16 protein-coding genes and 1 pseudogene are annotated in these 21473 nt (G+C 40.7%); 2 read left to right on the top strand and 15 right to left on the bottom strand.

Translation table 11 applies throughout. From position 1 onward, the window contains the following. Positions 1-2: 2 nt before the first annotated feature. On the bottom strand, positions 3-311 hold the full coding sequence (locus QNH43_RS08455) for a PTS sugar transporter subunit IIB (RefSeq protein WP_283917450.1): 309 nt from the start codon (positions 309-311) through the stop codon (positions 3-5). A 288-nt stretch (positions 312-599) separates the two neighbouring features. Here QNH43_RS08455 and QNH43_RS08450 point away from each other — a divergent pair, with 288 nt between their 5' ends. Next, positions 600-1316, top strand: a complete 717-nt coding sequence (locus QNH43_RS08450; protein WP_283918315.1) for a GntR family transcriptional regulator — start codon at positions 600-602, stop codon at positions 1314-1316. 573 nt (positions 1317-1889) lie between these two features. Here QNH43_RS08450 and QNH43_RS08445 read toward each other — a convergent pair. From QNH43_RS08445 to QNH43_RS08430, 4 genes and pseudogenes are all read right to left on the bottom strand, one after another. After that, positions 1890-2498, bottom strand: a complete 609-nt coding sequence (locus tag QNH43_RS08445; RefSeq protein WP_283917449.1) for an SAM-dependent methyltransferase — start codon at positions 2496-2498, stop codon at positions 1890-1892. Between the two features lie 113 nt (positions 2499-2611). Then, positions 2612-3354, bottom strand: a pseudogene (locus QNH43_RS08440) (SDR family NAD(P)-dependent oxidoreductase). Positions 3355-3568: 214 nt separating this feature from the next. Beyond that, positions 3569-3934, bottom strand: coding sequence for a PqqD family protein (locus QNH43_RS08435; RefSeq protein WP_283917448.1), 366 nt, complete (start codon positions 3932-3934; stop codon positions 3569-3571). Further along, on the bottom strand, positions 3924-5816 hold the full coding sequence (locus QNH43_RS08430) for an OPT family oligopeptide transporter (RefSeq protein WP_283917447.1): 1893 nt from the start codon (positions 5814-5816) through the stop codon (positions 3924-3926). The genes QNH43_RS08435 and QNH43_RS08430 overlap by 11 nt, the downstream gene beginning before the upstream one ends. 342 nt (positions 5817-6158) lie before the next feature. Between QNH43_RS08430 and QNH43_RS08425 the strand changes: the two genes are divergently transcribed. Beyond that, on the top strand, positions 6159-6812 hold the full coding sequence (locus QNH43_RS08425) for a cupin domain-containing protein (RefSeq protein WP_283917446.1): 654 nt from the start codon (positions 6159-6161) through the stop codon (positions 6810-6812). Between the two features lie 716 nt (positions 6813-7528). Here QNH43_RS08425 and mutL read toward each other — a convergent pair. From mutL to spoVS, 10 genes are all read right to left on the bottom strand, one after another. Beyond that, positions 7529-9463, bottom strand: a complete 1935-nt coding sequence (gene mutL, locus QNH43_RS08420; protein ID WP_283917445.1) for a DNA mismatch repair endonuclease MutL — start codon at positions 9461-9463, stop codon at positions 7529-7531. Positions 9464-9485: 22 nt separating this feature from the next. After that, complete coding sequence (gene mutS / locus QNH43_RS08415) at positions 9486-12113, bottom strand: DNA mismatch repair protein MutS (protein ID WP_283917444.1); 2628 nt, start codon at positions 12111-12113, stop codon at positions 9486-9488. 274 nt (positions 12114-12387) lie between these two features. Next, positions 12388-12927 carry an outer spore coat protein CotE gene (locus tag QNH43_RS08410; RefSeq protein ID WP_034313495.1) on the bottom strand — a complete coding sequence of 180 codons (540 nt, stop codon included), beginning with the start codon at positions 12925-12927 and terminating at the stop codon, positions 12388-12390. A gap of 213 nt (positions 12928-13140) precedes the next feature. After that, positions 13141-13569, bottom strand: a complete 429-nt coding sequence (locus QNH43_RS08405) for a YlbF/YmcA family competence regulator (protein ID WP_034313499.1) — start codon at positions 13567-13569, stop codon at positions 13141-13143. Position 13570: 1 nt separating this feature from the next. Next, a complete protein-coding gene (gene miaB / locus QNH43_RS08400) occupies positions 13571-15115 on the bottom strand; it encodes a tRNA (N6-isopentenyl adenosine(37)-C2)-methylthiotransferase MiaB (RefSeq protein WP_283917443.1) in 1545 nt (514 codons plus the stop codon). A 340-nt stretch (positions 15116-15455) separates the two neighbouring features. Continuing rightward, positions 15456-16496 carry an L-threonine 3-dehydrogenase gene (gene tdh / locus QNH43_RS08395; protein WP_283918314.1) on the bottom strand — a complete coding sequence of 347 codons (1041 nt, stop codon included), beginning with the start codon at positions 16494-16496 and terminating at the stop codon, positions 15456-15458. A 693-nt stretch (positions 16497-17189) separates the two neighbouring features. Then, the gene (locus QNH43_RS08390; protein WP_048684708.1) at positions 17190-18056 is read right to left on the bottom strand and encodes a 2-oxoacid:ferredoxin oxidoreductase subunit beta; all 867 of its coding nucleotides are present in this window, start codon (positions 18054-18056) and stop codon (positions 17190-17192) included. Then, positions 18043-19800: a 2-oxoacid:acceptor oxidoreductase subunit alpha gene (locus QNH43_RS08385; protein ID WP_283917442.1), complete on the bottom strand. Its 1758-nt coding sequence runs from the start codon at positions 19798-19800 to the stop codon at positions 18043-18045. Before QNH43_RS08385 ends, QNH43_RS08390 begins: the two co-directional genes overlap by 14 nt. A gap of 217 nt (positions 19801-20017) precedes the next feature. After that, positions 20018-20953: a dipeptidase gene (locus tag QNH43_RS08380; RefSeq protein WP_283917441.1), complete on the bottom strand. Its 936-nt coding sequence runs from the start codon at positions 20951-20953 to the stop codon at positions 20018-20020. Positions 20954-21087: 134 nt separating this feature from the next. Further along, entirely contained in the window at positions 21088-21348 is a 261-nt protein-coding gene (spoVS, locus tag QNH43_RS08375) for a stage V sporulation protein SpoVS (protein ID WP_029281188.1), read from the bottom strand. Positions 21349-21473 lie beyond the last annotated feature (125 nt).

The following is a 21473-nucleotide window of genomic DNA, read 5'->3' as shown; positions in this document are numbered from 1 at the left end:
CCTTATTCTCCTTTTATTAAAGTAGTGGCTTGTTTCAGTACTTCTTCACCATTACATAGTCCATAGAACATTGGATTGATGGTTGCGACTGGAATACCCTTTTCTTTCACCGCTTCCTGTAACTTGGAAAGAAGATATCTAACCTGCGGACCTAATAAAATCACATCGGCCTTATCAATTTCATTGTTCACTTCTGTAGAACCCACAGCCCATATACGACATTCCATTCCTTGTTTTTTAGCGCTTTCCTCCATCTTGGTAACTAATAAACTAGTAGACATTCCCGCAGAACAACATAATAAGATATTCATTGAAATTACCCCCCTTTTAATGATTGATTATTCAGTATTTTTAAGTAAGACTAAACCGCATTTTTGTAATAATCGATGTTGCTTTGTCTTATCACTTCCCTTTGAAAGGCTATATGAAATGGGCATTATTACCCTATACATACATTGTAGTTACAAATCAAGAAAATATCAACACAATTTTTAATTTGTTACTACAAATTTTCGATTTAAAGTTGATTATTGAACTTATCCGAGATAATCTATATGTATAGATTGGGAATGAACATAGGAGGAATCACTGTGGAGACCATGAATAAAGAAGCGGCATTGCATTCCATAGTCAAGGAATCGATTATCGATCTCATAAAAAATGGCGAATATCAACCAAATACAAAATTACCGACTGAGGCTGAATTTTGTAAAATATACGGAGTAAGCAGGACAACAGTTCGTACGGCCTTACAGCAATTGAACGTCGAAGGCTACATCTACCGTGTCCAAGGCAAAGGGACTTTCGTTGCGGAGAATAAAGTGAAGCAATTTCTTTCAAGCACGGTTGAAAAATTCTCTGAGCAAGTCACGATGCAAGGTAAAAATCCTTCTACAAAGGTCATTAGCTTAAAGGTGATTGAAGCAAACGCTACCCTTGCCAAGCTTTTCAAACAAAATATTGGAGACCCCGTAAACAAACTGGAACGGATACGTTACGTAAACGACATCCCCCTTCAATATGAAATTGCCTTTCTCCCTTGGTATAAAACACCCGGGCTTAATATCGAAGCCTGCGAAAAATCACTTTTTAAAGTACTTGAAACACAATTCAATTTAAAAGTAAAAAAAACCGTCGAACACTTGGAGTTTTCACTTGCCGACGATTCCATTTCTGACAAATTGGATGTACCGAACGGCTCACCTTGTTTTTCATTAGAAACTTACACATATGAGAATGATGGATCGGTCATTGAATTCTCTAAAACTCTCTTTAGAGGCGATCGTGCACACTTTGTCATCGAGCGGAACTATTGATTATATAAAAGAAGACGGATGGATGCCTTATTAATTAAGGCATCCATCCGTCTTCTTTTATACTTTTTATACGGCAAGTTGATTCTAATTCGGAACTCTCGACCGAATCATGATTTTTAAAAGGAGCCATTTTTCACTGAAGAAACCCTCACAAGATTGAAGAAATCTGCGACACTGCTGCCCAATAACTGGCTAGCCAAGACTCCGCTGGATGCTTGCTTTGATGAGGCTCTGCAGACAGTCGGCGGAAAGGGGGAGAATTTCTGAAACCAAATGGAACTTTTATTAAAAAAACTCTGTACGCAAATCGACTATATTATGAGAGGAAATCATAGCCTAATCTAATATACTAGGGATATACGGACAACAGCCGGAAGCTCTGGACCATTTTAACTTATATGATTAGGCATCAAATTTATATAGGAAGACAATATGAACCACAGTCTCAAAAGATTTTACAATATGCTGTAAATTAAGCACCTTTGATGGCTTCACTCATTGCAACCAAGCACCAATGATTGCTTGGGTGTTTTTTTATATTTACTTGATCATCACAAAAAAACGAGTATCCATTCAATTCAACAATTCGTATATGACGAATTTCTCAAAAGGATTAGATTCAGTCAAGCCAGGTAACATCACTTCGTTTTTCAGCTCGAATGCGGTTTGATTTTCGAGGAAAAAAATATAATCCTGTGAAGCATAAAATAATATAAGTTCGATTTGGCGCGGTTCTTTTTCAAAGGAAAGCAAAATGTTATTGATGATTTTCATGAAAATATGTACCGAGAACGGATTAAAAAAATAAAAACGATTGTCTTTCGTATCAATATCATATTCTTCTGCCAAACAACAGCGGAATTCTATATTGCCATTGATGTTTTTCCTTTTCTTCATGTAGCCATTCAGATTCTCGATCGCTTCTTTATAGAAATTTTCATTCATCTCCACGCCAACCACGGCTGATTGATATAAGTGATGGATAAAAAAATTCAAGCGTCCTTTACCGCATCCAAAATCCACAATGCGATCATCTCTTTTCAGAGCATATTTTTTGAATAAATGTTCTAATGCACTGTATGGCGTAGGTTCGTAGCGGTGATAATGCAAAGAATCATTGAAATTTTTTTGTTCGCCTACCGTCCTGATGTTCAGCATTTCATCATAATTCGTTTCTTCCATTGTTATATGCACCTGCTTCATGTTTTTTAAAAATATAGGGCCTACTAATTAAAAACCCCGGATAAGCTTGATCTTATCCAGGGTAAGGTTTTGATATAAGAATGTCCAGACAATTAATTGGATTTTGCTTTAGTTACATAATCATTAAAATCAGAGATGCTTGGGTTGGCTATGTAATGACCGCCTTCCACTTGGATCGTCTGACCTGTAATGAATATGGACTCGTCAGATGCAAGGAATAGAACGGTATAACCGATATCATCCGCTTCACCATGATATGGCAATGCATTAAATTTGGCAAAAATATCGAGTACGGCAGGAGGCATATTATTTTTCGCTGCAGGAGTTAAAATAAGGCCCGGTGCCACTCCATTACAACGAATATGATCTTTACCATACTGTGCAGCGATATAACGGGTCAAATTCACTACCCCCGCTTTGGACGCACCATATGCAGATCGTACGGAGTCACCTGTAAATCCAGCCATGGAGGCCGTATTGATTATCGAATCCCCTCCTGCTTTACTCATATGAGGAATCGCAAACCTGCTTCCCAAGAGGACACTTTTAAATTCACATCCATTCACGACATCCAGATCTTTATGCAGATTAGTTAAACCCACATTATTAACTAGTACCGTAACCGTTCCATATTGTTCAATTGTAAAGTCGACTGCTGCCTGGATAGAATCCGCTTGTCCAGCATCCAAGTTTTCGGCCGCTTCCTTTGCTCCTGCTTCATTAAAATCAGCAATCACGACTTTTGCGCCTTCTTTAGCCATTAGTGTGGATATGTATAATCCTATACTGAAGCTCCACCTGTCACTAATGCTACTTTACCTTGTACTCTTCCCATAATAACCCACCTGCTCTTCAAAATTGAATATTACTGTTATTACTCATGACTAACGGTACAAGAATACAATATATAAAGTTATTAAAAATAATTATACCCGCATTCCATTTTTGTAAAATGGAGATGATTTAAATGTCATGAACCTAATGAAAATCTTGTTTTCAAATCCAAAACAGAAAAAAGCTGAAGCATCAAAAAGAGCTTCAGCTTTTTTTCATTTTTCTTCTTCATTATCCCATATGATCCAATCATGAGCCTCAAGAATTTCCAGAAATTTCATCAACCGCGGTAAGGCTGGCTCTGCTTCCTCACCAAAATGTTCACTCATCGCTTCAGAAATCTGATTTACATTCCTTTGGGACTGCATCTGTTTAATGGCATATGCACCAAACTTATCAAGCTTGATTTTACGGACTGATGGCTGTTTAAAGAAACGAATTGTAATTCGTTCCACAAAATTAATCCTTTGAATGACCAGAAAAGTTGCTTCCGAAGATTCATGTACCATAGTGACGCGTCTTTCCAAAAGGGGAACCATAGTTAACAGGTTCCTCTTTTTTGATTGGCGTTTACGAAGCATCTTCTTTTTTCCCTTTGCTGGATACGAACCAAAGCAATCCAGCCAGAGCAAGGAATAGTAAGAATGGCAGCAAATTGCTGGCTAATTTAGCCGCAGCCGGAACTTGGACACCTGCTGCGATCAATATGGCAATAAGAACACCAATCAATGATTCACCTGCTATTAAACCAGAAGCAAATAATACACCTCTATCAACCCTTGCTTTAAGCGCTTCTTTTGTTTTCGAGAAGAACTCAACGAAGAAACGAATAAATCCACCGACCATGATTGGGGCACTAGTATGAACCGGCAAGTAAATGCCGACTGCAACAACAAGTGAATTCAGACCGAAAAACTCTAATGTGATGGAAATAGCTGCACCGATAAAGATGAGGGTCCAAGGTAAATCCCCCCCTAGAACACCTTCAGCAAGTATTTTCATTAGTGCCGCTTTAGGTGCAGGCAGTTCTGCAGATCCCATCGTATATGCATTATCCATCAGAACCAGGATAAAACCAATTACGGACGCGGAAGCAACAACACCGATCATCATGGCAACTTGTTGTTTCCATGGTGTCCCGCCGACGATATAACCTGTTTTTAGATCTTGTGAAACATCACCTGAAACCGCAAGTGCTGTACAAATGATCGCAGCGACGGTTAATGCGGCTACCATTCCAGTCGTACCAGTAAAACCAGTAGCTTTATAGACAATGGCCACAATCAAAAGTGTAGCTATCGTCATTCCAGAAACAGGGGAAGAAGAACTTCCGACGATTCCAACAACCCTTGAAGCCACTGTCACGAATAAAAATCCAAAAATCGCAATTGCAATCGCACCGATGATTCCTACATCTGTTATAGGTGTGAAAGCAATGATTAAAATGACGATGATCGTTCCCAGCCAAACGTATTTAGCCGGCATGTCTTGTTCTGTACGGATCGAACCTGATTTTAGTTGTCCTTTATTGGCTTTTACGCCTTTAATAGTATCAAAAACCGAACTGAAAAGTATTGGTAATGTTTTGATCAATGTGATCAATCCGCCAGTTGCAACGGCACCAGCACCAATATAGCGTATATAATTATCCCAAATTCCCCATGCATCCAATTCACCTATCGGTACATCAGAAGGAAAAATGGCTGTTTCATTGCTTCCGCCAAAAAAGCTGATGGCCGGTATTAGAACAACCCAGGCTAATAAACCCCCACCTAACATTTGTCCTGCAACACGCGGTCCAATAATATAACCTACACCCAAAAGGGAAGGAAAGGCATCAAGACCAACCACTGCATTTTTAAAATTCGTGATTCCTGTTTCAACCTCTGTCTTGAAAAGCTTAAACCCATCACCAAGCCCTTTAACGACACCGCCGATAACCAAACCGGCTCCGATTAGTTTCGCGCTTGTACCACCCTTTTCTCCTGACTTCAGGACCTCGGCACATGCCGTACCTTCAGGATATGGTAATGTTTCATGTTCCCTTACAATCAAAAGCTGGCGAAGGGGAACCATCATGAAGACCCCTAAAAATCCCCCAGTTAATACAACGAAAATGATGAACGCTTGACTCACGTCCATGTCCCACATGAATAATGCCGGTATGGTAAATACAGCACCGGCACCAATAGCCTCACCTGCCGTGGTCATCGTTTGCACAATATTGTTTTCTAATATTGAATCCCTGCGAAAAACCCCTCTTAAGATAGCCATTGAAATTACCGCTGCGGGTATTGAAGCAGAGACAGTTAAACCAATAAGTAGGCCTAAGTATGCATTTGCCGCCCCGAATACGATTGCAAGAATGATCCCTAGAATGATTGCAGTTGCAGTCAATTCCGGTAGAGATTTAGATGCAGAGACGTACGGGACGAATTTACTCTCTTTTGAATTGTTCGACAATTTAGCCACTTCCTATGTTAAACTTTAAAATCACAGAGAACATTATATCACTGTAATTTAAAGTCACGCAATGGAAAAATTCTGCTTATTAAAAGCCTGATTATATCAAATAATCAGATTAGTAGTTTCGGTTTTGAATTTTTTTAAAAAACATTAATCTCATAACCATCTGTAATGGGCCTAATCGTTACATGAAACTCACTGCATTTCATTCATTCGATGACTGACCATCAGCACTCCTTATTAGCTCCATGAGCAAATAACCCACTGGGTTATTGCACATTAAAATGAGATCTAACATATCCTGAAAAATCAAGTCTTAAAAAAAGGAATGATAAATCCATGGTCTCTTATATGGACTATACTTCACCATCCACACAATACTTTTTTGATATTAATAAAAGCAATTTAATGAAAAAAGACAATCAAAACTATATTAATATATTAGGTATCAAACAATTGAACACTCTCGAAAATGTTTCTTTATTAGATATTTACCTTAGTTCAAATAATGTCGTAGAACCGCATTATCATCAAAATGCTGCAGAGCTAGTGTACTGCATTTCTGGAGCCGCAACCGTTTCATTACTGAATCCTTTTACTAAGCAAATACAAAATTATCCCATTAAACCTGGCCAAGTAGCCAACGTTCCCCAAGGTTGGTGGCATTATGAAGTGGCTAATACGGATAATACTCACCTGCTGGCCATTTTTAATGCACCGACACCTGAGGTGATCCTGGGTTCGGATATCTTGAAATTGACACCTGCAAATATTATGGCACATACGTATTGCCTGGATGAAAACCAATGGAAAAAAGCGATTGCACCGGTTCAACCCTCAACATTCATCGGTCCGCCAGCCAATTGCCAACGAGCGACCGAAGAAGACATGCAGCAATATCCGCAATATAATAATCACTATGATAACCAAATGTATACTGCCCCGGCATATAACTATCCATTCCAGCCCACCCCTCCATATTATTATTATTGAAAAAGTTGGGAACTTGAATAACCCTGTTCAAGTCCTTTCCCCGCTTCATGGATGGCGTCTAATAAATCGGAATCAAAAAAAGCAATGGAGAATCCCATTACATCAGGATTCTCCATTGTTTTTCATTACATGACCCGTTTAAAAAGCCGATCTCATATACTTTCGCCACATCTTTCATTATGGTGGTCACTCAATGCGGTGTATGGGTATTAAACATAGACTTGGCAACTGAGATTTTCTTTTCTTATATATATTCTACCGAGTTTCTTCTTATAATATAAGAAATTTCAAATTGATTGATTCCCCTATATAACAACAGATCATTCACTTCAATTTTGCGATTGGCCAGAACTTATCTTTAAAGGAACCTACACTTTTCAAGATGTTGTTGAAACCAGTTCTATAAAATTTAACTGCCTGACTCTTTGTAACACTCTGGAATTTTGTTTTTACATTTTAACGTGTTCTTCAGATACGATATACCTAAAATTAACTTTAGTTTTTCTTTTTTAAACAAACTTCTTAGGGGGTATTCCCTTCCAACTCTAGGAATAAATATTATGTAAAATATCAAACTTATTAGCTGTCCCGACAGCACTTGGAGTTGTTGAAATATCCCCAGTGCGTCTTGTTCTTCTGATACAGGTGATATTCTATTTGACCATCAAAAAAGCAATGGAGGACCCTATTACATTAGGGTCCTCCATTGCTTTTCATTACATGATCCTCTTGAACATTTTCTCCATTTCATAAATGGAATAAGAGATGATGATAGGTCTTCCATGTGGGCATGTGAAGGGATCGGTTGTCCGCCTTAGTTCGTCCAATAGTGCTTGGATTTCATCATTGCGCAGATGACGGTTTGCCTTTATTGACGCTTTACAGCTCATCATGATGGCTGCTTCTTCACGCAATTTTTTGAGGTCGACCTTTTTCATCGATAGCAATTGCTCTATCATTTCTTCAAGGATTTCCTGTTCAATTCCTTTAGGGAACCATTGTGGATGCGATCGGACAATATAGGCGTTATAGCCAAACTCTTCTAAATAGACGCCGACTTTTTCCAATTCATGACGATATTCATTTATCCTGATGCATTGGTCTGTTGAAAATTCAAGGGTGATGGGAACCAGCATATCCTGTAGCTCGTTTTCAACGCGTCCGACCTTTTCTTTAAAATATTCGTATTTGATCCGTTCCTGGGCAGCATGTTGGTCTATGATGTACAAACCTTTTTCGTTTTGGGCGAAAATATAGGTACCATGCATTTGCCCAATTGGGTACATGGGAGGGATGCGGGTATCCGGTTCATTCACCTCAATTTCTTCCTCTTGTTCGACAGTGTAGGTTGTATACTTTTCAGCTGACTCGTAATTCGGTTTGCTTTCATCAACTTGTAAGACCGGAATATGGGCATCTTCCATTTGCTGCTGTTCATTGCTATAGATTATTTCCTTTATTGGTTCAAGATTGAAATCTTCATTATGATCCACGTGTCTCTTTTGTTCCTGCTTTTCCCGAATCAAGGTGTCCTTCAAGAGTGAAGCTTCTTTCTTGGCTTCTTCAAGGACCCGCTTGCCGCTTTCGACAACATGGTCCAATGCCAGCGTAGTTTGCTCACTTTTCACCTGTTCCGGCTTTGGTGCATATCCACTTGGTATTAGAGTCATCTTTTTAAACGAAGATTTAATCGTTTCCGATACAAGACTATACAATTCCTGTTCCTTGCTGAGCCTTACCTCCATTTTGGATGGATGTACATTGACATCGACAAGAATCGGATCCATTTCAATATTCAACAAAGCAATTGGAAAACGCCCAATTGGAAGAAGTGTATGGTACCCATCCAGGATTGCTTTCACGAGCGCATAGTTTTTAATGAAGCGGCCGTTAATCATTGTTGAAATATAATTCCTAGAAGCCCGGGTGACCTCAGGCATAACGATATATCCGGATAATTTGAAGTCCAAGGAGCTTGCCTGAACCGGAATCATTTTTTTGGCAATATTCGTACCATAGATTGCGGCTAGCACCTGCCTGACATCACCGTTACCATTCGTATGCAGGATTCGCTTCTCGTTGTGTGATAACCGTATGGAAACATCCGGATGCGAAAGTGCGAGCCTGTTAGCGACATCCGTAATATTTCCTAGCTCGGTATGAATGGTTTTCATATATTTCAACCTTGCAGGAGTATTGTAAAACAAATCGGAAACCAGGATATCCGTTCCTTTCCGGCTGGATGAAGCCTCGAGTTCCTTAACCATGCCGCCTTCAAGAAGTATGCGCGTTCCCACATCTTCGCCTGTGCTGCTTTTCATTTCAAAACGGGAAACTGAAGCAATACTGGGCATTGCTTCACCGCGGAAGCCAAGTGTTCGAATTCGGAAAAGATCATTTTCATCTTTTATTTTACTTGTAGCGTGGCGTTTAAATGCCGCTTCTATGTCGTCAGCCAAAATCCCATCGCCATTATCCACGATCCGAATGGAGCCAAGTCCAGCCTCCACCAATTCAATCTCTATAATAGTACTGTTTGCATCTATTGCGTTTTCCACAAGTTCCTTAACGACTGAGGCTGGGCGTTCAACAACTTCGCCAGCTGCGATTTTATTAGATAAAGCCTCATCAAGCTGTATGATTTTTCCCATTTTTATCGCCTCGCTTTAATTCTCATTTAAGTTTCTTTTGTAATTTATAAAGGGTATTCATTGCTTCAAGCGGCGTCATTTCAAGGATATCCAGTGATTTTATGTCATCCAGCACCTTTTTTTCCTTAGGTGAAGAATTCACTCTTCCTTTAGGAGCCTCTTCCCCAAAGAAGGAAAGCTGTGCTTCATTGACGGATGTTACCGGGTCAGCTTCGGCAATAGGTGCTTCTACAGCAACAGCAGGCTGTTCAGGCATCGCCTTTTCATGTCCATTTTCATTCTCTAGCTGCGCTAAAATAGCGGCCGCCCGATCTATTAACTGCTCCGGTAAATCAGCTAGCTTAGCCACATGGATTCCATAGCTTTTATCTGCTGGCCCTTCTTTAATTTTATGAAGGAAAACGACATTTCCATTTTGCTCAATGGCACTGACATGGATATTTTTCAATTTTGGCAGTTCCGCTGCCAATACAGTCAATTCGTGATAATGAGTCGAAAAGAGAGTCTTTGCCCCAATTTCCTCATGAATATATTCAATGATGGCCTGAGCAAGCGCCATCCCATCATAAGTCGATGTTCCCCGCCCTATTTCATCAAATAATATCAAACTGTTTTCTGACGCATTCATGATGGCATTTCTTGCTTCAAGCATCTCGACCATGAATGTACTTTGACCGGAAATCAAATCATCTGCCGCGCCAATCCTAGTAAACACCTTATCAAAAATAGGCAATTCAGCTATATTTGCGGATACGAAGCATCCAATTTGCGCTAGAATCGATGTTAGCGCAATTTGACGCATATACGTACTTTTACCCGACATATTGGGCCCTGTGATCAAAAGTAACTCCCGGTCTCCATCCATAAAGCAGTCATTGGGGACATACTCCTGTGATTGAAGGACTTTCTCGACCACTGGATGCCGGCCTTCCTTCAGTACGATTCTTCGATCATCAGAAAAGACTGGCTTCACATAATGACGTTCTTCGCTAATCGTTGCAAAGCACTGCAGGACATCCAGTTCACTGACGCCTTTCGCTAAATCCTGTAAGCGCGGGATATAGCTTTTGACCTCTTCACGAAGATTGAGGAATAAGTCATACTCCAAACTGATGCTTTTTTCTTCTGCTTGTAAAATCAAAGCTTCCTTTTCTTTCAATTCAGGTGTGATATAACGTTCGGCATTCGTCAAGGTCTGCTTCCGTTCATACCGGCCTTCTTCAAGCAGATGCAAATTGGCTCGTGTGACTTCAATGTAATAGCCAAATACACGATTATATCCGATTTTCAATGATTTGATCCCGGTACGTTCCCGCTCTTCGCGTTCAAGCTGCGCAATCCAAGTTTTCCCATTTCTGCTGGCATCCCTGTATGTATCCAGCTCCTTATGGAAACCTTCCTGAATGATATTCCCTTCCTTCACGGACAATGGCGGGTTTTCTACAAGCGCCGTTTCAAGCAAATCCGTCACTTCTTCGCAAGGATCCAATTTATCGGCGAGAATTGAAATATCCTGATTGGAAGCCATTGACTTCACGATTTCACGAATGATCGGCACTTGCTGCAATGAACGTTTCAGTTGAATCAAGTCACGAGCGTTTACATTCCCGAAGGCCACCCTTCCGGCAAGCCGCTCCAAGTCGTACACTTCCTTAAGGCGTTCACGTAAGTCCTGCCGTTCGAAGTATTGACTTTTCAGGGTTTCAACAAGGTTTTGTCTCCGCTCGATCTGTTTTTTATTAATGAGCGGTCTATCAATCCATTGTTTCAACATCCTTCCGCCCATCGCTGTTTTCGTTTCATCAAGCAGCCATAATAATGAGCCTTTTTTACCTTTGGAACGAATGGTTTCAGTTAATTCCAAATTACGTTTGCTATAATAATCAATTTTCATATATTGTGACGTTTCATATGCAAGCACTGGCTGTAAATGATCCAGGCTGCGTTTTTGGGTACGGTAAAGATAATTCAATAAACGTGAGATCGTTGTCGCCAGTTTCTGGTCTTTTAATAGATGAAGCAATGCAACGAATGACTCGCTTTGAAGTAAATTACTCTCTAGTGAAAGAGCGGCAGCGCCCCGTTCTTGCAGCCTTTTTTTCCATTCTTCATTGAAATCCTCGGCAATGACCACTTCACTCGCACCAAGGATGGCAAATTCATTCAGGACTTCCTCGAAACTCTCAATTAAAGTGACCTTATTTTCCCCTGTCGATAAATCATTGTATCCAAAGCCAAACTGTCCATCCGTGAAATAAGTGATGGTGGCAATATAATTATTTTCCTTTTCACGTAGACCCTTACTATCCATTTTCGTTCCCGGAGTAATCAGCTGGACAACTTCCCTGCGTACCACACCTTTGGCTTGCTTCGGATCTTCGGTTTGTTCACAAATAGCTACTTTAAAACCTTTTTCTATCAATATATCAATATAATTAGCAGCCGAGTGATACGGAATGCCGCACATCGGAATTCGCTCTTCACTACCGCCTTCTCGGCTCGTTAATGTGATTTCGAGCTCTTGTGATGCATTCAGTGCATCGTCAAAAAACATTTCATAAAAATCGCCTAAACGAAAAAATAAAAAGGCATCCTGATACTCTGCCTTAATTTTTAAATATTGCTGTATCATCGGAGTATATCCAGCCATTCCTTCAAAACCTTTCCAAACTAAAATCTATTACACATTTATGTCCTTCATTATAACATACGGGAAAGCAACATTGCCTGTATTCGAAATTGCATGGAAAATCAATTATACTTTGAATTCAAACTTTTTTTGGGCTGCCTTTGAAAGCATACGCACGGATATAGTTACACTCCATCCCTATTTTTATCATGCCCAGGCCTGCACTGGACTTGTCCCGCTTCAAATTAAATAAAACCGGATGAAGGGAATGTCATCCGGTATTAATTTCTAAATTCTATTCGTCTTCGAATTCATCAAGGAAATCCGGATCTAAATCTTCGAAATCCTCATCATCGAAATCAGAGCCCCAGTCATCCTCACAGCGGCCATCTGGACTAACAGCGACACAAATTTTCGTTTCGCCGACGACTTCCACAAAGAATTCCCTTTCCACATGGACAATGATTTTTTGTCCACATGGGGAGATGCAAGCTTCTAAACAATTCGGCTGTTGGACAGCTTTTGCAACTATTTCATGGTCATCAAGACAATCGGGATCACGGTATTTCAGCGAAATAACGTCGGTATATTGCACTTTTTCAGTTACAACTTCCGTCTTCGAATTTTGGTTATAAGAATACCAGACGTTGATTTCGTAGCTGCCGTGAATTTCTACCTTTTTGCCGACTTTCTTTGCATCGTATTTATGGTTGATGATCCAACAACCTAGAATGCTAGAAGGATGATGAGCCGGGCAAATGGTGTGAGAGGACTTTGTGAATTTACGTCCTTTTGCCACCACCGCTTTAGTAATTATCTCTCTATATTGTGACATGCTAGCGAACCCTCCTCATACAGTTTCCATTCATCCTATGCGTGGTAAAAGTCTAGTGTGCGTAGAATTTTAATTGTTTGAAAACTGCTGTAATGTTTTAAACCTAGGTTATTTTATGCGCAAGTTTTGGGATATGTGTCACGAATGGGCACTGTATAAGGATTTCCGCATATTAAAAAGCCCTTCTAGAAATCAGAAGGGCTTTTTTGATATTCATGAACAGCTTCCGCCGCCTGCTTGTACCTGTGAACCTGTCTCACCGCGAAGGACGTCTCCTTCGGTCGATTCAATGATCAGGTCCGTCACCTTGTTCGATACTTGTGAAGAGACCATTTGCAAAAGATCATTTACATCCACTTGGGATTGTTTGAATTCCTGCACGATCGGAAGTTCATCCAATTGTTTTTCAAGTGCATCAATTTTGGCCTGAACTTGGCTGTATGCTTTCTCTTTGCCGTAATGCTGGAAGTTTACAGCCTGTTTTTGCAAGCTCTTGATGCTGGCGATCATTTCACGGATTTTTTGGTTTTCATTGATGTGAGCTTCTGCCCGTTTAAAGAAATCGACTTCTTCCGTGCTGGCGATCATTTCAGCAAGCTCGGCCGCTTTGTTCAGAATGTCATCTTTAGTATATTTAGTCATATTACTCCACCTCAATCGCCGTTGCTTCTTCAACCATATCCCCATTTAATGACCATGTTTTCGTTCCGGTGATTTTCACTTTTACGATATGGCCGATAGCGGATTTTGGTCCTTTGAAGTTCACGAGCTTATTTTTCGTTGTATAACCTGCTAATACTTCAGCATTCTTCTTACTTTCGCCTTCAACGAGCACTTCAACAATCTGTCCATCATACTCCTTCATTTTCAATGCGCACGTTTCATTGACAAGGGCATTCAAGCGTTGCAGACGTTCCTTTTTCACTTCCATCGGTACATTATCCTGCATTTTAGCAGCCGGTGTTCCCTCACGTGGTGAATAGATGTAAGTATATGCTGCATCGAAACCGACTTCACGGTATAAAGACATCGTTTCTTCAAAGTGCTCTTCCGTTTCATTCGGATATCCTACAATGATGTCAGTGGTTAGCGATGCACTTGGGATAGCTTTCTTGATCTTTTTTACTAGCTCTAAATATTGTTCGCGTGTATATTTACGGGCCATGATTTTAAGTGTGTCCGTACTTCCCGATTGAACTGGAAGATGGATATGGTCAACGAGATTGCCGCCTTTAGCCAGTACTTCAATCAAGTGATCATCAAAATCACGGGGATGGCTTGTCGTAAAACGAATACGTGGAATATCGATTTTACGGATTTCATCCATCAAATCGCCGAAACGATATTCGATATCCGTAAAATCTTTACCGTAAGCATTCACATTCTGTCCAAGCAGGGTTATTTCCTTGTAACCCTGTGCCGCTAAATGACGGACCTCTTGGATGATATCTCCAGGCCTGCGGCTTCTTTCTTTCCCCCTTGTGTAAGGTACGATGCAGTAAGTGCAAAACTTATCGCAGCCATACATGATATTGACCCATGCCTTCGTTTTTCCTTTACGCACTTTCGGAAGGTTCTCGATTACATCACCTTCTTTGGACCAAACCTCAATGACCATTTCCTTGGAAAGATAAGCTTCATTAAGAATTTGCGGCAGCCGGTGGATATTATGGGTTCCGAAAATCATATCAACAAAATGGTGCTTCTCTAGAATCCGCTTTACAACTGACTCCTCTTGTGACATACAACCGCAAACCCCAAGCAGTAGATCCGGCTTTTCCAATTTCAATGATTTTAAATGCCCCAATTCACCGAACACTTTATTCTCTGCGCCTTCCCGAATCGCACAAGTGTTAAGTAAAATGACGTTAGCATCATCCACCGTGTCTGTCGCCTGATAACCAAGTGCCATAAAGATGCCCGCCATGACTTCTGTATCATGTTCGTTCATTTGACAGCCATAAGTGCGGATGTAAAACTTTTTACCTTCTCCCATTCCACGGAAACCTTCAGGAATTGCAAAGTCATCATGATATTCTACTTCTTCTTTTCCTCGCTTTTTCGCATCTTTTAAGGATGGTGGAATATAAACGGCTTGAAAGTACTTACTGAAGTCCTTTTCGGATTTTTTGTCCGCTGGGTTCTCAGCCTGTACTTGTTGTGATTCTAATCGTTGTTTCTCGTTCATAGTTAATCTCCTTTCAAAATAGTTAGTTTATTTCTTTCACCAACTATTTCAAGACCTATCTTCAAATGGTTTTATACGGATTCCTTTATAAGAATTACCAATAAATATTAGCTATTAAGTGTGATATATCCACATTATTATAGTATAAAGCTTTTAACTGCAAGAAACAATCATTCTGTCATTGCTTCTTCAATTGTAAGAATTTTTTCACAAATGAGGAAAATAAGAACATGAAAAAAAAGAGGCTATTACAAAATTAGCCTCTTCTCATTTTTGGATGACGATTTCTCCTTTCAAGATTTTTCAAATGTAGACAATGCAAGTTCCACCTTTTAGATGATTAAGGAATAAGGAGAACCTTACCGCACTGACCTTTGATCATCAGTTCAAATCCCTTTTCAAAATCGCTTAGTGAAAAACGGTGGGTAATCATTGGTTTTACATCAACCTTGCCACTTTCAAGCAGACTTGAAACCTGTTGCCAGGTTGCAAACATCTTCCTCCCGGTTATCCCTTGGACAGTAAGGCCCTTGAATACAATATCCTCCGTTATATTAAGCGTGACGGGCTTAGAAGGCAGACTTAGTATTGATATTCTTCCACCATTCGTCGCCATCTTAAACCCTTGTTGGATAGCTGCAGGATTACCGCTCATTTCGCAAACAACATCCACCCCATCCTCACTTGTGAGTCCTCTCGTGATTTCCAATGGATCCTGTTTAATTGAATGAATGAGGTCTGTAGCACCCATCTTTTTTGCAAGCTGAAGTCGATAATCATTAATATCCAGAGCGAATACTTTATCAGCTCCTGCGGCCTTTGCAACAGCAATTGCCATAAGCCCAATTGGACCACAGCCGATTATTGCCACCCTTTTACCCAGCACCTCCCCAGCCAGCACGGAATGGACTGCATTACCCATCGGTTCTTGGATGGTAGCTATATCGAGTGGCATATCACTTGGATTTTTCCATAAATTTTTGGCTGGCAGAGCTATATACTCTGCAAAGCACCCTTGTTTATCAACACCGATAATGTTCGTTTTTTGACAAATATGGAATTTACCAGTTAAACACTGCCTGCATGTACCGCAAACGATATGTGTTTCGGCAGATACACAATCACCAACTGAAACATTGCTGACCCTTGCCCCTATCTCGATTACTTCCCCAGCAAATTCGTGCCCAAATACGTATGGCGGACTCACTCTTCCCTGTGACCATTCATCCCACGTGAAAATATGAATATCCGTTCCGCAGATTGAGGTCATCCTCACTCTAATCAAGACCTCGTCATCACGAATATCCGGTATATCGACCACTTGTAATTGGGCCCCATAACCTCGGTGGTGTTTGACGATGGCTTTCATTTTACCTCTCAACATGTACATTCCCCCTGAAATAGGGCTGCTCTCTTCATCTACCTTAATATGTAAAGATATGAAAAATGAATCACAAAAATACCATAATCGCTTTTGTACCGGCCTTTTCACATTAATAATGATGATTTTTAGGGCGTTCGTACATTTTTGTTAAATGGGGCATGTTTCTATAGCATCTCGTCCGCTCTCGAATAAGATATCTTGTACAACAAAATTATGAAGGAGTGACTTATATGTCATGTGGATGCAATAATCACGATCATCATGATCGGGACCGCGACCGGGACAGAGATAACGATAGAATCGCAGACGATTTTTGTCGTGCTGTAAGGGGCTGCAATCGGCGCGACCGCGATCGGCACCACGATCGGGACCGCGATCGGGACCGCGATCGGGACCGCGATCGGGACCGGGATAACGATAGAATCGCAGACGATTTTTGTCGTGCTGTGAGAGGCTGTAATAGGCGCGACCGCGACCGCGATCGGGACCGGGACCGTGATCGCGATCGCGACCGGGATCGCAACCGCCATTGTCGCAGAAGGAATCGTTGCAATCTCTTCTCATTCGGCTGTGGATGCAATAACGGTTTTTGATAAGTTAATATTGAGAGGATAGTGATTCTCTCTACTTGAGCTTTCCAATTAATCACAAAAAAGGTTCACCCCTCTTAAGGGGTGAACCTTTTAATTTTTACATAAATTCCGCAACAAGCTTATCAAAGTGCGCTTGATCCAGTGTCAGATCTGATTTATTTAACGATTTTTCAGCATACCCTGGCACTAATTCCTGGTACGAAGGGCGTGAAGAGTCTTGATAAATAATCCCTGTCACTAGGCTGTCATGTTGCATCAAAGTCTGCATGGCCTGTTCTTTATTTGATGAATCATAGCCTTCGATCGTGTTCAATTTAGTTAAGTTTTGTTTAAACCAATCATACGTATTGATCTTATTATATGTTACGCAAGGAGAGAAAACATTGATAAAGGAGAACCCTTTATGGTTTATCCCTGCTTCAATGATCGCCGTCAGGTCTTTCAAGTCAGTGGAAAAGCTTTGGGCGACAAACGTAGCACCAGCTGACAATGCTAATTCCATAGGTGAAACTGCTTGTTCTATTGATCCTTCTGGAGTGGATTTGGTTTTAAATCCAGCAGCGGATCTAGGAGAAGTCTGGCCTTTTGTCAATCCATAAATCTGGTTATCCATGACGATATACGTAATATCGATATTACGGCGGATCGCATGGATTGTGTGTCCCATCCCGATCGCAAAACCATCTCCGTCACCGCCTGAAGCTATAACGGTCAATTCACGGTTGGCCATTTTTACTCCTTGGGCAATTGGCAGTGAGCGGCCATGGATGCCATGGAAACCATAGGACTTGATGTAACCCGATATACGACCTGAACAGCCGATACCGGAAACTACGGCCAAATTCTCCGGCTCCAATCCTACATTCGCTGCCGCACGCTGCATGGCAGCCTGAACGGAGAAATCTCCGCAGCCAGGACACCAGTTAGGTTTTACATCATTCCGAAACTCTTTAAACGTTGCCATATTCGAACATCTCCTTGCATTGTGTGTGAATTTCATGCGGGAGGAATGGGTTGCCATCATATTTTAGGATGCTTTTAATTTTATTAACATGTCCAACATTCATCTTGATAATATTAGCCAATTGTCCAGTCGCATTATTTTCAATAACTACTACTTTCTTAGCACTTTGCACCAATGATAGGACTTCATCTGCTGGGAAAGGATGAATCAAACGGATATGCGCATGATTCACTTTCATTCCATCCGTTTCTAACCGGCCGATCGCTTCATCAATCGTCCCGCGTGTTGAGTTAAAGCCAAGAATTAATAAATCCGCTTCTTCATGCGGTGTGTTTTTGTATACTGGTGTTTGGAATGTGTTAGTTAAATTATTCAACTTACGCATCCGTTTATCCATTTGCAATTTACGATTCAATGCCGTCTCGGAAGGTCTGCCCGTTTCATCATGTTCAACACCTGTAACATGGTGAATTCCATTTTTCATACCAGGCACTACACGTGGTGAGACTCCGTCTTCCGTTACTTCATAACGTTTGAAGTAAGATTTTTTTTCAGACTCTTCGATTTCAAAGTCAACCAATTTTCCGCGTCTTATCTCCACTTTGCCGTAATCAAGCGGCTGAACCGTTTGTTTACCTAATGATAGCTGTAGGTCGGATAAAACGATAACTGGACATTGATATTCCTCTGCAAGGTTGAATGCTTCTGCCGTATCATAAAAAGCTTCCTCAACAGTACTCGGAGCCATGACGATTTTAGGTATTTCACCATGTGTACCATAAATCATCGCCATTAAATCGGATTGCTCCTGTTTTGTAGGAAGTCCCGTAGATGGACCGCCACGTTGAGTATCGACGATGACAATTGGCGTTTCAGTAATGCCCGCTAAACCAATCGCTTCCATTTTCAAGGAAAGTCCAGGTCCAGCTGAAGCTGTGATGGCACGTACACCACCGTAGTTTGCACCGATTGCCATTGTAGCCGCCGCGATTTCATCTTCAGTCTGTATGACCGTCCCACCAAATTGAGGAAGTTTTTTAATTAAGTATTCCATAATTTCAGAGGCCGGAGTTATCGGGTAAGCTGCCATGAAGCGGCAACCGCCTGCAACTGCGCCTAAAGCGATGGCATCGTTACCGATCATGAACATTCGTTTTTGGCCGTCTGCCTTTTCCAGTTCCATTGCTCCCAGTTTTTCTCCAAGCAACACTTCCATTGCCTTATAGCCAGCAGTAATGGCATCCATATTCTTCTTAACGATTTCTTCACCTTTACGGCCGAATATTTCATCAACCACATCGTTGAATACGGAAATTTCCATTCCTAGCACAGCACATGTCGCGCCGATCGCCACCATATTTTTCATTAATGATGTTCCTAATTCGGCTGCTATTTCCGTAAATGGAACAATATATAATTCTGCCTTTGTATCTTCTGGGCAGACAGGTTTGAATTTTGCATCCGCGATTATGATGCCACCCTCACGTAATTCTTTATAATTGACGTCAATTGTTTCTTGGTCAAAAGCAACTAAGATGTCTAAATCATCAGAGATAGCACGAGTTTCCGTAGTACTTACACGAATTTTATTATTCGTGTGTCCACCCTTGATTCGGGATGAGAAATGACGGTAGCCATACAAGTAATAACCTAAGCGATTGAGGGCAATACAGAATATTTCTCCTGTACTTTCAATACCTTCACCTTGTTGTCCGCCAACTTTCCATGAAAGTTGATTGATCATGTCTTACACTCCTTTAGGACGTTCGTATATAAATGCATTTAACCGCACCTCTCTTCAGAACATTCAACTATGTATAATTAATCGTTCTAATTTAGGAAAGGTGTACTAAACGCTTTCAATTCTATCGGTTAAATCATGAAATTGCAACCTTTTTGCTTTTATTTTTTATATTTTCAGAATATTTATTCATATCTATATAGTATGAATTGAAAATCACTTAAGATATTACCTTTTCAAGCGGAAAATTACGAGTGAAATTATCAAAAAGGAGACCTTTTACAAACTCACTGGAATAAAGCCTGTTCAGTTCATTGATTAAGTTATGATAATCATTATAAGACATTAAATTTTCTACCATATGTTCGATTCCATCGAAGTCAGACCCTAATCCAATTTGTCTTTCCCCTCCCAAACTGCATATATGCTCTATATGTTTCAAGATATCCTTAATCGTAGCCGAACCGCCATTTGAAAGAAATTGCGGGACAAAGGTTACGCCAATCACCCCATTTTTCTGCAAAAGGGCCTTTATCTGCCCGTCCTTTAAATTTCGTGGATGCGGACAAAGATGATAAGCATTCGAATGGGAGGCAATTGGGAATTCCGCCAACTTTAGGGTGTCCCAAAATCCAGCTTCAGATAAATGGGATAAATCACACCAAATTGATTTCTCATTCAATAGGGCCACTACCTCTGTTCCAAACCCTGTCAAGCCGCCTCCTCTTGTTTCTAATGCCCCATCCGCTACCAAGTTAGCATAATTCCAAGTTAGACCTACGGAGGACACGCCAAGATGAATAAGTGTTTTCAGTTTTAACAAATCATTCCCAATGCAATCGCACCCTTCCAAAGTTAGCATTGCACCTATTTCCTGTTCTTTTAAAGATTCGATGTCTGCCCTGGTCTTGATAAATCTCATATCCGGCTCTGATAAAATCTTTTCATGAAAAATATCCACCATTGCCAAAGCCGCTTGAAACCTCATATCAGGGTGGACTTTTTCAGGAATATATATTGCAAAACATTGGACTTTTCCCCCTTCATCCAATAATCCCCGCTTTGTTATATGTAATTCATCACTATTCGTAAAAGAAATATCCGGATCGATGAACATTTTCATCAGCACATCACAATGTGCATCAAAAATCGCCAATGTAATTCCCCTTCCTGTATCTTTTTTAAGATTATATATTCCATTATAAAGGGACATTGATTTTCCGTCATTGGATTTCAGGACAAAAAAGAGCCTGCTCGCCTTTCCGACAAACAGGGCATCCAAACATGAAATTATCTTGGTTCAATGATTAGTTTTATTGCCGTTCTCTCTTCGCCATCAATAAGTATATCTGTAAAGGCAGGAATACAAATCAAGTCGACTCCACTAGGTGCGACAAACCCTCTCGCGATTGCTACTGCCTTGACGGCTTGATTTAACGCACCTGCACCGATTGCTTGAATTTCGGCTGCTCCTCTTTCCCTGAGCACTCCCGCTAGTGCGCCTGCTACAGAATTAGGATTAGATTTTGCTGAAACTTTTAATATTTCCATTCCTAGTCCTCCTTGTTTTCCCTGCCGATTCTAACTTGGCTCAATGGTAATAACACTTTCCACTGCTACTATATTCATCAAGTAAAACTTGTATGACAAAGAAAACCGGGATTGTCCACCATTTA

The organism is Peribacillus simplex (assembly GCF_030123325.1).
GTDB classification, from domain to species: Bacteria; Bacillota; Bacilli; order Bacillales; family DSM-1321; genus Peribacillus; species Peribacillus simplex_D.
Note: the sequence above shows the minus strand (reverse complement) of the source record. Positions and strands in the feature narration are given on the sequence as shown.